The following is a 13,692-nucleotide window of genomic DNA, read 5'->3' on the forward strand; positions in this document are numbered from 1 at the left end:
ACTAATCGAATTTAGTCTTTTGAACGTTTTATCACTGTGAGACCAAGTAGTGAAAGGAGTCCTAAACCAGCAAGAGAAAGTGATGATTGATTAGAACCGGTATTAGGAAGAACCTTAGTAGGGGCTTGGTAGTTTGAAGCTGGTTTACTATCTTTCTTAACTGTTGAAGGAGCAATTTTTGTTTTAGCAGTCAGATTCGTCAACTCAGCCTTATTTTTACCATTTTCTAAACTCGGAGATGATGGCTGCTCTTTTTCAAGAATAGCAAAGGCTGCTAACAAACCTTCTAATTTTGCTGCTTCAACTTTGTAGATTTCTTCTTTTACGACTAAATCAGCTTTAGCAACTTTAAGAGCTTGTTCAGCTTCTGTAAGAAGGGCTGGTGCATTTTTGAGACGAGATAAGTAGTCTTTAGCATCTTGAACAGTCTTTTTAGCCTCAGCAAGAGAAGTTTCAGCTTTAGCGACTTTAGTTTGGGCTACCATTGTTTTAGCTTTTAAAAGAGTCAGTTTTTCAGTTGCCTTATCAAGATTAGCTTGTGCTGATTTTTGTGAAGCCTCTTTGTCCTTAAGAACATCCTTAGCTTTAGTTAGGGCTGCGAGTTTTAGTTTAGTATCTTCGGATAGAGAGTCTTTACTTTGTTTTAGAGCTTTTTGATAGGCTTTTTCTGCATGAGCTACTTTATCCTTAGCTGTTTTAACAACCTGGCGTAGTAGTGGAGCTGTTTCATTTTTATTTTTTGCAATCTTCAAATCACGTTGAGCAGTTTCTAGTTTTGCTTGAGAAGCTGCCAAGTCCTTACGGGATGCATCAGCATCTTTTGAAGCCGTATTTGGATTAATCAAAGCTGGAGTAATCTTAGAATAGTCTTTAATATCATTGTCGTAGTTGTTGAAAAGAAGGATATTAACGCGGTTGATAATACCGTTGTTACTGAAGCTAACTGCTAGAAAGGCTCCTTTTTTATGAATATCCAAGCTACCAACAGTTTTTTGAGCATAGATTGTAGATCTTGAACGATCACCTACGCTATCGCCTAAGTCAAATAGTTGGAATTTAATATTGTTATAAATAGCTTGTTTCAAGTAGTCTACAGAAACTTTTTCTTGGCTTGCTAGGGTTGGAGAGAACCCAAGTTGGTTAAGTCCGGTTGGACGGTAGCCAAACTTATCAAGTCCGTGTTTAGTTACAACACTACTTGGAGTTCCAACTGTTGAAGTAATTGGATCCTTAGCTTGGTATTTGTATTTTTCTTCACGGGCAGCTTGAGCAAGAGCTGCAGCATAGTCTATACTGTTTTGGGTCACTGTTACTGGACTAGTTCCTGCCTGCTTACGAATCTGATTGATTAAGTCTTGAGTGTAGAAGTTGAGCTCTAGAAGGACATCCTTTGGAATAGAATTAATGTCATAGATGCGTTCAGCATCTTTTTTGCTACTGATATAGTTGTTTGTTGTTTTTAATACACTAGCTTCTTTATAAAGGACTTCTTTAGCTTCATCTGTTAACTGAGAGGAGCTTCCACTTCTTATAGATTTTACAGCTTTGATGTAATTTTGTGATAGGGTAAATGTGTTTTTGACTTGATCTTGTGAAGAAACTTTTTTCTGTTTCTCTTTGATTTCTGCTTGTGCAACCTTAATCTCAGCTTCAGCTTTGTTGATGGCAGACTGGCGTTTTGCATCAGCAACTTCAGCTTGCTTCAATTCTTCTTCGTGGTCAGTCAAACGTTTTTGGGCGTTATCTAACTCTTCTTTAGCTTTTTGAACTTTTTCATCGGCAGTTTTGCTATCAAGTTCTTTTTGAGCCGCTTCGACGGATTTTTTGGCAGTTTCTGTTTCAGATTTGGCAGATTTTAATTTATTTTGTTCTTCTTTAACAAGCTCTTGCTGAGCCATTTCAGCTTTTTTGGCTGCCTCAAGCGATGCTTTCTCTTGCTCTACAGTTTTTTCAGCTGGAGCAACTTGTTTTTGGGCATCGGTCACAGATGATTGGGCTTTGGCAATAGCTGCTTCGCTCGTGTCAATAGAATCTTTCTGGGCTTCAGCCAATTTTTCTTCAGCCTTAGCTTTATTGTTAGAAGCTTTATTTAGATTTTCTTTAGCTTTGGCGACAAGTTCAGTTTGCTGTTTAACCGTTTCTTTAGTAACAGAAGCTTTATTATCTTTAGTAGAAAGTGTTTTGCTTTCTACTGGTGCAGTATCCGCATTTACAGTGCTTACTATTCCTGTACTTGCTAGAAGCGCGGCACCGATAATGAATTGTTTTTGAATTTTTTTCATGAAAATAATTCCTCCTATAATTTATATTATAACTTAAATATAGTTACAATGTCAACCAAATAAGGTAGTGCATTAGGGTTTTAAATAAGCTAAAAATCTACTCTAAATCGAAAGAATATAGGACAAGCAAGATAGCTAAAATGACTCTCGGATAGGTTAAAAAATCATTAGAAATCTATGCTGACATACATAAAAGTGACAATCAAAAAACATTCAATTCAATAAGTTTTAAAAATTCTGAAAATTGTATTGACACTGAGCTAAAAAGGGATTATAATGTATAAAAAGTCATAAAGGAGTTTATTATGAAATTTTCAAAAGTAATGGCCCTAGCAGGAGTGACTCTGTTAGCGTCAGGTGTTTTGGCAGCTTGTTCAGGTTCAGGCTCTAGTGCAAAAGGTGAGAAAACTTTTTCTTACGTTTATGAAACAGATCCAGACAGCCTCAACTATCTGACAACAGGTAAGGCTGCGGTTGCTAATATCACAAGTAATGTTGTTGACGGTTTGATGGAGAATGACCGTTACGGGAACTTCGTGCCATCTATGGCAGAAGACTGGTCAGTATCTCAAGATGGTTTGACTTACACTTATACAATTCGTAAAGATGCTAAGTGGTACACTTCTGAAGGTGAAGAGTATGCACCTGTGAAAGCTCAAGACTTTGTAACAGGTCTTAAATATGCAGCTGATAATAAGTCAGAAGCCCTTTATCTTGTTCAAGAATCTATTAAAGGTCTTGACGCTTATGTCAAAGGTGAAGTAAAAGATTTCTCAGAAGTTGGAATCAAGGCAATTGATGATCAAACTGTTCAATACACTTTGAATAAACCAGAAAGCTTCTGGAACTCTAAGACAACCATGGGTATTCTTGCACCAGTCAATGAAGAATTCCTTACTTCTAAAGGAAGTGACTTTGCCAAAGCAACTGATCCAAGCAGTATTCTTTACAACGGTCCTTTCTTGTTGAAATCATTGGTAGCAAAATCTTCAGTAGAATTTGAAAAGAATCCAAACTACTGGGATAAGGACAATGTTCATATTGATAAAGTAAAACTATCATTCTGGGATGGTCAAGATACAGGAAAACTTGCAGACACCTTTAAGGATGGCGGCTTCTCAATGGCTCGTCTCTTCCCAACAAGTGCAGGATATCCTGAACTTGAAAAAGAGTTTAAGGATAACATCGTTTATACACCACAAGATTCTGCTACTTTCTTAGTTGGGACAAATATTGACCGTCAGTCTTACAAGTACACTTCTAAGACTACGGATGAACAAAAGACATCAACTAAAAAAGCTCTCCTAAACAAAGACTTCCGTCAAGCCATCGCCTTTGGTTTTGATAGAACTGCTTATGCTTCTCAAGTAAATGGAGAAAGTGGAGCAAGCAAACTTCTTCGTAACTTGTTCGTACCACCAGCTTTCGTACAAGCAGATGGTAAAAACTTTGGTGAATTAGTTAAAGAAAAATTGGTAACCTATGGTGATGAGTGGAAAGATGTCAATCTAGATGACGCTCAAGATGGTCTTTACAATCCTGAAAAAGCGAAAGCAGAATTTGCTAAAGCTAAGACAGCTCTCCAAGCAGAAGGCGTTCAATTCCCAATTCATTTGGATATGCCAGTTGACCAAACTAATACTACAAAAGTTCAACGTGTTCAGTCATTGAAACAATCACTTGAAGCAACGTTAGGAACTGACAATGTTGTTATTGACATTCAACAACTTCAAAAAGATGAAGTTCTTAATGTTACCTACTTTGCTGAAACAGCTGCTGGAGAAGATTGGGATCTCTCAGATAACGTTGGATGGTCTCCAGACTACATCGACCCATCTACTTACCTTGATATCATCAAACCATCTGTTGGTGAAAATACTAAGACTTATCTAGGATTTGATGCTGGTACAAACAATGCTGCTGCCAAACAAGTTGGTTTGGAAGATTACGAAAAGATGGTTGTTGAAGCTGGTAATGAAGACACAGATGTTTCAAAACGTTATGATAAATATGCTGCTGCCCAAGCTTGGTTGACAGATAGCGCTTTGATTATTCCAACAACTTCTCAAACTGGACGTCCAATGTTGTCTAAGATGGTGCCATTCACCCTTCCATTTGCTTACTCAGGTAACAAGGGTATGAGTGAAGCCCTCCTGTACAAGTACCTTGAACTTCAAGATAAACCAGTAACTGCTGATGAATATCAAAAAGCTCAAGATAAATGGAAGAAAGAAAAAGAAGAATCTAATAAAAAAGCGCAAGAAGATCTTGCAAACCATGTAAAATAAAAAAAGGTGGAGTTAGTAATTAACTCCACTTTTTCATTAATAAAAGACCTAGGAAGATGTTTTCTAGGTCTTTTAAGATTATTGTTGTCCTTGAGGATTTGGATTTTGTTGAGGATTTTGATTTGTATTTGGAACAGTTTGGTTTTGTCCATTATTTGGGCCAGTAGTTTCAGCTACTGTAGTTTGATTTTCGGTTGTTGTAGTAGGAGCTTCTGTAGTAGCTTGTTGGGTTGTTTGAGGGATCCAGTTACTACGAGCGCCAACTTTGAAAACATACTCACCATTACGATATAGACCTTCAGGCATTGTCCAATCACCTGGGTTATCATCCTCGGAAAGGTACTCCATCATTGATCGGTAGATGTTGGCCGCTACTCTAAATCCATCTCCTTCGATTGGAGTGAGACGATTTGAATAACCTGTCCAAACCGCCATTGAATATTTGCGGGTATATCCTACAAACATTTCATCAGGTGCGACATAATCGTATCTCTTAATGTAATTTTCAATTTCATCATCTGTATAGTTAGATGTACCCGTCTTACCTGCTTGAGGTAACCAAGACATATAGGCACCACGACCAGTTCCGTAGGTTAATACGGTTTTCATCATTTCTGTCATCATATAGGCAGTAGTCTCCTTCATGGCACGTGAGCCAGGATCAGAGTACTCTTTTGAACTACCGTCACTAAAGACAATCTTGTTGATATACATTGGTTTATGGTAGATACCACCGTTAGCAAAAGCAGCGTAAGCAGCAGCCATTTTCTCACTACTTGCTCCGTACTTTTTGTTTGACTCAGTTGTGTTACTTGAAATAGCGTTGGCATAGTGCATATCCGGGTAGTCAATACCTAAACCATTCAAGAAAGTCTTGGCTTTGTCTAAACCAACCTTTTCAAGTGTTTCAACGGCAGGTACGTTACGCGATTGTTGGATTGCATATTGTAGTGTGATGTTTCCATAGTATGCTTTATCCCAGTTATAAACAGGAATATCTGTTCCAGGATAGTTATAAGGGGCATCTTTTATGATTGCTGCGGTAGAGTCGTAAATTCCGTATTCAAGTGCAGGTGCATAATCTGTGATTGGTTTCATAGTAGAACCCCAGTCACGGTTGGTTTCAACGGCCTGATTGAGTCCGAAGGATACATTGCTTGACTGGTGTCTTGAACCAAGCTGAGCAATAACTTTACCATTTGTAACGTCTACGATAGTAGAAGCTGCTTGAAGTTCATCATCCGGATAATAAACATACTCATCTGTGTTGTATATATCCCAAAGACGCTTTTGAACGTCTTGGTCTACGTTAGTGTAGACATCCATTCCAGTAGTTAAAAGGTTGTAGCCTGTCTCTGTTTCAACTTGTTCAATCACTTCTTTGAGGTAATTGTCTAAGTATGGAGGATAGGAGTTGCTTCCTTTCAGACTTTGTAAGCCATCAGTAATAGGTGTATTTATAGCCGTTTCATATTGTTCAGCTGTTAGATAGCCTTGCTTTTGCATCTCTGATAGGACTAGATTACGACGTTCTGTTGCTTCTTCTGGATGAGAATAAGGATCGTATTGGTTAGGTGCCTGTGGCATTCCGGCTAGAAGAGCAAGTTGTGGAATTGATAGGTCTTTTAAATCTTTACCATAGTAACTTTGAGCTGCAGTTTGCATACCATAGTTACCATTTGACATGTATACCTTATTGATGTAATATGTCAAAATTTCTTGTTTGGTCGCAGTTCTTTCTAACTGAATAGCTAGCCAAGCTTCTTGGGCCTTACGTGAGATTGTTTGGTCTGATGAAGAAGTTGAAAAGTAAGTTAATTTTATCAACTGTTGCGTCAAGGTTGAACCACCTTGGAGGCCACCTCTACTAGTTAAGTTTCGCAGGAAAGCTCCAGCTATTCGAATGCTATCGATTCCTCTATGGTTAAAAAAACGGTGATCCTCGATAGAGACAATTGCATTGACCAGTTCAATAGGAATTTCATTGCTTTGAGCATTGACACGACGCTCGGCTCCTAAGTCAGCAATCAATTCGTTTTTACTGTCGTAAATTTTACTTGAAGTTGTTGCGACAAGTTTGCTTTCAGAAAGTTCTGGTGCTTTAGATACATAGTAGAAGAAGACACTTCCACCAATCAATATTGCAGCAATAAAGGCTGCTAAAAATCCAATTCCTAAATATTTAGCAATGCGCCAGATAAGTTGTTTGTTCATATTGTTTTACCACCTAGTAAATGTTGTTTGACGATATCGAGATAAGGTATTTGAGGGAAGGCTTGTTGTTCAATCACATAACCATGCTCTCGAATATAATCAAGCGGCATTGATTTTTTCCCCATATCCTGTTGATAAAAACGGATAAGGTCAATCGCCGGTAATAAATATGTTTCCTGATAAGAAGAAAAATGGATTAGAACGAAGCAAATTCCCTTTTGTTCAAGAACCTGTTCCATATGCTGTATCTGATGAGAATGGAAGTTCTTCATCGGGAAAGCATTTTTTTGTCTGGTTTCCTTTGCTTCGAAATCAATGTAAAATCCTTCATAAACACCCGAGTAGTCAGTAGTTGAAGCTTGTCTAAAATAGGCTTCAACAATTTTAGCGCGACTCCGTTGAGGGTAGTCGACCCGAACAATCTGAACTGGGGTTGGCTTTTTGTGAATGACTGCTATTCCATGTGATAGATAGTAGTCATTGGTAGCATTAATCATCTTTTCAAAGCTCATACCTCGATTTGCGAAATTTTTAGTTTGAGGTAGAGAAGTTTTGCTTGGTTTAGATGAAAGTTTATGTGGATAGTTGACCATAGTCCTCCTTATTGGTACAATAACATCACTCTATTATACCACAAAGGTTTTCAGAAAGGGTGAAAAAATGCATACAGCCTTGGTTTTGGGATACTCAGCTTTTGATTTAGGAGTGTTTAATGATAAGGACATTCGCTTAAAAATTATCAAAAAAGCCATTCGTAGAGATTTGGAAAGATTGGCTGAGGAAGGCTTGCAATGGCTAGTGTTTACGGGTTCTCTTGGTTTTGAGCACTGGGTCTTAGAAGTAGCTAGAGACATGAAAGAAGACTATGGGTTTCAACTGGCGACCATTTTTGACTTTGAGACACATGGCTCGAATTGGAATGAAGCTAACCAGGTCAAATTGAGTGATTTTAAACAAGTCGATTTTATTAAGTATGCCTATCCGACTTATGAACATAAAGGTCAACTGAGAGATTATCAGATTTTTTTGCTCGAAAATACAGACGGAGCCTATCTTTTTTACGATGAAGAAAACGAAACAAAACTGAGATTTTTTTACGAACTGATGAAAAAGAAAGACAACTATATTACAAAAAGATTAACATTTGAGGATTTAAACGAAATAGCCGAAAATTTTTCCGAAAATTGAGGCTTTGACCTTGCTTTTTGTTTGCCTTTTTTTATATAATAATACTAGTAACTGAGAATGGAGAGAGACATGGCAAGTATTATTTTTACAGCAAAGGATATTTTTGAGCAGGATTTTGGAAGAGAAGTACGTGGATACAGTAAAGCAGAGGTAGATGAATTCTTAGATGACGTTATCAAGGATTATGAAACTTATGCAGCGTTGGTTAAATCATTGCGTTTGGAAGTCGCAGAATTGAAAGAACAATTGGCGAACAAACCTCAAGTGGAACCTGTATCTGTAACGTCTGAGCCTGCTGAGCTTGGAAGTACGACTTCTATGACTAACTTTGATATCTTGAAACGCTTGAATCGTCTTGAAAAAGAAGTATTTGGAAAACAAATCGTAGAAAATTCTGATTTCTAAGAATCATACAGTTGTGCAATTTTTGGATAATCGCGTGGAGAGTTTATCTTTTCATGAGGAAAGTCCATGCTAGCACAGGCTGTGATGCCTGTAGTGTTTGTGCTAGGCGAAACCATAAGCCTAGGGACGAGAAATCGTTACGGCGAGTGAATAGACTAAGTTTTCGGATATGTTTTAGTAGCTCTGAAAGTGCCACAGTGACGAAGTCTCTCTGGAAACAGAGAGAGTGGAACGCGGTAAACCCCTCAAGCTAGCAACCCAAATTTTGGTCGGGGCATGGAGTGCGCGGAAACGAACGTAGTACTCTGACTGCTAGCAGCTTCTAGCTGTTAGTGGTAGACAGATGATTATCGAAAGAAGTGGTCCTAGTCACTTCTGGAACAAAACATGGCTTATAGAAAATTGCATATAGGTTGGGGCTGAGAAATTTTCTCAACCTCATTTTTTAAAGGTGAACAAGAGAAAGGTCTTTAAAGACTGACATGAAACAAACATTTAATTTAATCGCGACTGCTGCAGCAGGCTTAGAGGCTGTTGTAGGTCGGGAAGTGCGTGCACTTGGCTATGATTGTCAAGTTGAGAATGGTCGCGTTCGCTTTGAAGGAGATGTAAAGGCAATTATTGAAACCAATTTGTGGCTACGAGCTGCAGATAGGATTAAGATTGTTGTTGGGACTTTTCCCGCAAAAACATTTGAAGAACTTTTTCAAGGAGTTTTTGCCTTAGATTGGGAAAACTATTTACCACTTGGAGCGCGTTTTCCAATTTCAAAGGCTAAGTGTGTCAAATCAAAACTTCATAATGAACCTAGTGTTCAAGCTATTTCTAAAAAGGCAGTTGTCAAGAAATTGCAGAAACATTATGCTCGACCAGAAGGCGTTCCCTTGATGGAAAATGGTCCAGAGTTTAAAATAGAGGTTTCAATTCTTAAAGATGTTGCAACTATCATGATTGACACAAGTGGTTCTAGTCTTTTCAAACGAGGTTATCGTACTGAAAAAGGTGGTGCTCCTATTAAAGAGAACATGGCAGCAGCAATTCTGCAATTATCAAACTGGTATCCAGATAAACCTTTGATTGATCCAACCTGTGGTTCAGGAACCTTCTGTATTGAGGCAGTTATGATTGCTCGTAATATGGCGCCAGGCTTACGCCGTTCCTTTGCTTTCGAAGAATGGAATTGGGTTAGTGATCGTTTGATTCAGGAAATTCGTACTGAATCTAGCAAGAAGATTAATCGTGAGATTGAGCTAGACATCATGGGCTGTGATATCGATGGTCGCATGGTGGAAATTGCTAAGGCAAATGCTCAGGCTGCGGGGGTTTCTAAGGATATCCACTTTAAGCAGATGCGCGTGCAGGATTTGCGAACAGATAAGATTAATGGAGTTATTATTTCGAATCCACCATATGGGGAACGCTTATCAGATGACGCAGGAGTAACAAAGCTCTATGCTGAGATGGGAGAGGTATTTGCACCACTTAAAACCTGGAGTAAATTTATCCTGACCAGTGATGAAGCTTTTGAAAGTAAATATGGTAGTCAGGCTGATAAAAAACGGAAACTCTATAACGGTACTTTGAAAGTTGATTTATATCAATATTTTGGTCAACGAGTGAAAAGACAAGATGTCAAAGTAGAAAGGAATGCAAATGAGTAAGAAAAGACGCAATCGCCATCACAAGGGTGAGCAAGAATCTAAGTTTGAATTTGAAGAGGCTAAAGATTTAACGGTTGGTCAGGCTATTCGTAAGAACGAAGAAGTTGAAGCAGGTGTGACTCCAGATGATACCATCTTAGATAAATATATCAAGCAACACCGTGAAGAAATCGAAGCAGACAAATTTGAAAATTTACAAACGAAAAAAGAGGAGTCTACTCAAAGCTTGGATGATATGATCCAAGAAGTGAGAGAAACTGCTGAACAAGAAAATGTGTTAAGTCCGGAAGAGGAAGCAATTGCTCTTGCAGTAGCCACAGATACAACTGAAATCGTTGCCCAAGAAGCCGAAGAAGAGGAAACCAGAGTTCTCGAGCAACCTTTTAAGGATGAATTGGAAGCTGTGGAAATGGCTGAGGTTGATAACTCCGAAGTTGCAGTGGTTTATGAGGAAAATGAAGAACAACTTCAACCCTTGTCTCGTTCTGCTCAAGCAGATGATGAACCACAAAATAAAAAGAAATGGGCAATTTTGTCAGCCATTATTTTGCTATTCCTCTTGATTTTTGGAGGTGGCTATTACGTTTATCGTCAGATTACGCGTTCTTCTCAAGAGCTTCAAACGAAGGCGGCGGATTCAGGTTTGGTAAGCAATCAGTCAGTCTATGAACAATTTAATACGCTCTACGACACGTTTTATACTGATGAAAACAAAACGGCTCTTAAAAATAGCCAGTTTAGTCAACTGAATCAATTGAAAGAACTTCTAGATAAACTTGAAGGAGCGAGAGAACATACTCTAGCCAAATCAAAATATGATAGTCTAGAAACCCAAATAAAGGCTATCCAAGAAGTGAACTCTCAATTTGAAACTCTAGCCATTACAGATGGTGTCTTGGATACAAATGCAAAAATCAAAGCGGATGCTAAATTCACGGAAATCAAGACTGGTAATACAGAAATTGATAAACTGCTTGATAAAGCAATCAGCCTTGGAAAGAGCCAACTAGCAAGTACCACAACAGCCTCCACAACAGCCTCGACAACGGCAGCGAGCCAGGAAGCGTCAAGCCCAACAACAGAAAGCGGTCCATCTACTTCAACAAGTGATACTGCGGCATCTACTAATAGTGGCTTGTCAAGCGAAGGTGTTAATTTGCAAAGAAGTGCTAGCCGAGTACCGTATAATCAATCTGCTGTAAACGATAGTAGTAATCCTGCCTGGACCTTTGCAGATGGTGTTCTTGAACAAATCCTTGAGACATCCCGTGCGCGTGGATATATCACTGGAAACCAATATATCTTGGAACGTGTAAATATTGTGAATGGCAATGGATATTACAATCTTTACAAACCAGATGGAACTTATCTCTTCACTCTAAACTGTAAGACAGGATACTTTGTTGGGAATGGTTCTGGCCATGCGGATGATTTAGACTACTAGTCAAATTGTTATAAAATTCTTTCTTTTCACAGATAAACGTGATAAAATAAAACATATTAAATAAGAGGAGTGTCACATGACAAAAGCAAACTTTGGTGTTGTTGGTATGGCCGTAATGGGTCGTAACCTTGCCCTTAATATTGAATCTCGTGGATACACAGTTGCTATCTATAACCGTAGTAAAGAAAAAACAGAAGATGTTGTTGCTTGCCATCCTGAAAAGAACTTTGTGCCAAGCTATGATATTGAGAGCTTCGTAAACTCAATTGAAAAACCACGTCGTATCATGCTCATGGTTCAAGCAGGACCTGGTACAGACGCAACCATCCAAGCTCTTCTTCCACATTTGGATAAAGGCGATATCTTGATCGACGGAGGAAATACTTTCTACAAAGATACCATCCGTCGTAATGAAGAATTGGCCAACTCTGGTATCAACTTTATCGGTACCGGTGTCTCTGGTGGTGAAAAAGGTGCCCTTGAAGGTCCTTCTATCATGCCTGGTGGACAAAAAGAAGCTTATGAATTGGTAGCAGATGTTCTTGAAGAAATCTCTGCAAAAGCACCAGAAGATGGCAAACCATGTGTGACTTACATCGGTCCTGATGGAGCTGGCCACTACGTGAAAATGGTCCACAACGGTATCGAGTATGGTGATATGCAATTGATCGCAGAAAGCTATGATTTGATGCAACACTTACTTGGACTTTCAGCTCCAGAAATGGCTGAAATCTTTACTGAGTGGAACAAGGGCGAATTGGATAGCTACTTGATCGAAATCACTGCGGACATCCTTGGACGTAAAGATGATGAAGGTCAAGATGGACCAATCGTAGACTATATCTTGGATGCTGCAGGTAACAAGGGAACTGGTAAATGGACTAGCCAATCAGCGCTTGACCTTGGTGTCCCATTGTCACTCATTACGGAATCAGTATTTGCCCGTTATATCTCTACTTACAAAGAAGAACGTGTACACGCTAGCAAGGTGCTTCCAAAACCAGCTGCCTTCAAATTTGAAGGAGACAAGGCTGAATTGATTGAAAAGATCCGTCAAGCCCTTTACTTCTCAAAAATCATTTCATACGCACAAGGTTTTGCGCAATTGCGTGTGGCTTCTAAAGAATACAGCTGGAACTTGCCTTTTGCAGATATCGCTTCTATCTGGCGCGATGGATGTATCATCCGTTCTCGTTTCTTGCAAAAGATTACGGATGCCTACAACCGTGATGCAGACCTTGCTAACCTTCTTTTGGATGAGTACTTCTTGGATGTCACTGCTAAGTACCAACAATCTGTTCGTGATATCGTAGCTCTTGCAGTTCAAGCTGGAGTACCAGTACCAACCTTCTCAGCAGCCATCACTTACTTTGATAGCTACCGTTCAGCTGACCTTCCAGCAAACTTGATCCAAGCACAACGTGATTACTTTGGTGCCCACACATACCAACGTAAAGACAAAGAAGGAACATTCCACTACTCTTGGTATGATGAAAAATAAGTAGGTCAGCCATGGGGAAACGGATTTTATTACTTGAGAAAGAAAGAAATCTAGCTCATTTTTTAAGTCTGGAACTCCAAAAAGAGCAATACCGAGTTGATCAGGTAGAAGAGGGTCAAAAAGCCCTCTCCATGGCTCTTCAGACTGACTATGACTTGATTTTACTGAATGCTCATCTAGGGGATATGACAGCCCAGGGTTTTGCAGAACAGTTGAGTCGGACTAAGCCAGCTTCGGTTATTATAGTCTTGGATCATCGAGAAGAATTGCAAGACCAACTTGAAACAATCCAGCGTTTCGCTGTTTCATATATCTACAAGCCAGTCATTATTGATGATTTGGTGGCTCGTATTGCAGCAATTTTCCGAGGTCGGGATTTTATCGACCAACACTGTAGTCAAATGAAGGTTCCGACATCCTATCGCAATCTGCGTATGGACGTAGAACATCATACTGTCTATCGTGGTGAGGAAATGATCGCCCTCACACGTCGTGAATATGACCTTTTGGCTACCCTTATGGGAAGCAAGAAAGTTTTAACTCGAGAGCAGTTGCTGGAAAGTGTTTGGAAGTACGAAAGTGCGACCGAAACCAATATCGTGGATGTTTATATCCGTTATCTACGTAGCAAACTTGACGTAAAAGGTCAAAAAAGTTACATTAAAACCGTGCGTGGTGTGGGTTATACCATGCAAGAATAGAAAAGCAG

The 13,692-nt window shown here is 39.2% G+C and carries 10 protein-coding genes and 1 other RNA gene; 8 read left to right on the forward strand and 3 right to left on the reverse strand.

The window, feature by feature from the left end; translation table 11 throughout:
* Positions 1-11: 11 nt before the first annotated feature.
* Positions 12-2,282: an SEC10/PgrA surface exclusion domain-containing protein gene (locus ACXYSM_RS01310; protein WP_458634064.1), complete on the reverse strand. Its 2,271-nt coding sequence runs from the start codon at positions 2,280-2,282 to the stop codon at positions 12-14.
* Positions 2,283-2,587: 305 nt separating this feature from the next.
* Here ACXYSM_RS01310 and ACXYSM_RS01315 point away from each other — a divergent pair, with 305 nt between their 5' ends.
* Positions 2,588-4,570, forward strand: a complete 1,983-nt coding sequence (locus ACXYSM_RS01315) for a peptide ABC transporter substrate-binding protein (RefSeq protein ID WP_458634065.1) — start codon at positions 2,588-2,590, stop codon at positions 4,568-4,570.
* Between the two features lie 78 nt (positions 4,571-4,648).
* Here ACXYSM_RS01315 and pbp1a read toward each other — a convergent pair whose 3' ends face one another.
* The gene (gene pbp1a / locus ACXYSM_RS01320) at positions 4,649-6,784 is read right to left on the reverse strand and encodes a penicillin-binding protein PBP1A (RefSeq protein WP_458634066.1); all 2,136 of its coding nucleotides are present in this window, start codon (positions 6,782-6,784) and stop codon (positions 4,649-4,651) included.
* The gene (recU, locus tag ACXYSM_RS01325; protein WP_006150093.1) at positions 6,781-7,377 is read right to left on the reverse strand and encodes a Holliday junction resolvase RecU; all 597 of its coding nucleotides are present in this window, start codon (positions 7,375-7,377) and stop codon (positions 6,781-6,783) included. The genes pbp1a and recU overlap by 4 nt, the downstream gene beginning before the upstream one ends.
* A 67-nt stretch (positions 7,378-7,444) precedes the next feature.
* On the opposite strand from recU, the gene ACXYSM_RS01330 reads away from it, so the two are divergent.
* The 7 genes from ACXYSM_RS01330 (at position 7,445) to ACXYSM_RS01360 (ending at position 13,684) form a co-directional block, all read left to right on the forward strand.
* Positions 7,445-7,972, forward strand: coding sequence for a DUF1273 domain-containing protein (locus tag ACXYSM_RS01330; protein WP_458634067.1), 528 nt, complete (start codon positions 7,445-7,447; stop codon positions 7,970-7,972).
* Positions 7,973-8,041: 69 nt separating this feature from the next.
* Entirely contained in the window at positions 8,042-8,377 is a 336-nt protein-coding gene (gene gpsB / locus ACXYSM_RS01335; protein ID WP_006152068.1) for a cell division regulator GpsB, read from the forward strand.
* A gap of 18 nt (positions 8,378-8,395) precedes the next feature.
* Positions 8,396-8,777, forward strand: an RNA gene (gene rnpB / locus ACXYSM_RS01340) — RNase P RNA component class B.
* Between the two features lie 82 nt (positions 8,778-8,859).
* The gene (locus ACXYSM_RS01345) at positions 8,860-10,038 is read left to right on the forward strand and encodes a THUMP domain-containing class I SAM-dependent RNA methyltransferase (RefSeq protein ID WP_458634068.1); all 1,179 of its coding nucleotides are present in this window, start codon (positions 8,860-8,862) and stop codon (positions 10,036-10,038) included.
* Positions 10,031-11,482: a cell division site-positioning protein MapZ gene (gene mapZ, locus ACXYSM_RS01350; protein ID WP_458634069.1), complete on the forward strand. Its 1,452-nt coding sequence runs from the start codon at positions 10,031-10,033 to the stop codon at positions 11,480-11,482. Before ACXYSM_RS01345 ends, mapZ begins: the two co-directional genes overlap by 8 nt.
* A gap of 76 nt (positions 11,483-11,558) precedes the next feature.
* Positions 11,559-12,983 (forward strand): NADP-dependent phosphogluconate dehydrogenase, encoded by a 1,425-nt coding sequence (gene gndA, locus ACXYSM_RS01355; RefSeq protein ID WP_458634070.1) that lies wholly within the window; start codon positions 11,559-11,561, stop codon positions 12,981-12,983.
* Positions 12,984-12,994: 11 nt separating this feature from the next.
* Positions 12,995-13,684 (forward strand): response regulator transcription factor, encoded by a 690-nt coding sequence (locus ACXYSM_RS01360; RefSeq protein ID WP_006147978.1) that lies wholly within the window; start codon positions 12,995-12,997, stop codon positions 13,682-13,684.
* The last annotated feature ends 8 nt before the right edge of the window (positions 13,685-13,692 follow it).

The sequence above is a fragment of the Streptococcus sp. V940 genome (assembly GCF_054353495.1).

Excerpts from the sequence above, each read along its gene's own strand:
- mapZ (WP_458634069.1), top strand. The coding sequence starts at position 10,031 with ATGAGTAAGAAAAGACGCAATCGCCATCACAAGGGTGAGCAAGAATCT.
- ACXYSM_RS01330 (WP_458634067.1), top strand. The coding sequence starts at position 7,445 with ATGCATACAGCCTTGGTTTTGGGATACTCAGCTTTTGATTTAGGAGTG.
- ACXYSM_RS01360 (WP_006147978.1), top strand. The coding sequence starts at position 12,995 with ATGGGGAAACGGATTTTATTACTTGAGAAAGAAAGAAATCTAGCTCAT.
- gpsB (WP_006152068.1), top strand. The coding sequence starts at position 8,042 with ATGGCAAGTATTATTTTTACAGCAAAGGATATTTTTGAGCAGGATTTT.
- recU (WP_006150093.1), bottom strand. The coding sequence starts at position 7,377 with ATGGTCAACTATCCACATAAACTTTCATCTAAACCAAGCAAAACTTCT.
- ACXYSM_RS01315 (WP_458634065.1), top strand. The coding sequence starts at position 2,588 with ATGAAATTTTCAAAAGTAATGGCCCTAGCAGGAGTGACTCTGTTAGCG.
- ACXYSM_RS01310 (WP_458634064.1), bottom strand. The coding sequence starts at position 2,282 with ATGAAAAAAATTCAAAAACAATTCATTATCGGTGCCGCGCTTCTAGCA.
- ACXYSM_RS01345 (WP_458634068.1), top strand. The coding sequence starts at position 8,860 with ATGAAACAAACATTTAATTTAATCGCGACTGCTGCAGCAGGCTTAGAG.
- gndA (WP_458634070.1), top strand. The coding sequence starts at position 11,559 with ATGACAAAAGCAAACTTTGGTGTTGTTGGTATGGCCGTAATGGGTCGT.
- pbp1a (WP_458634066.1), bottom strand. The coding sequence starts at position 6,784 with ATGAACAAACAACTTATCTGGCGCATTGCTAAATATTTAGGAATTGGA.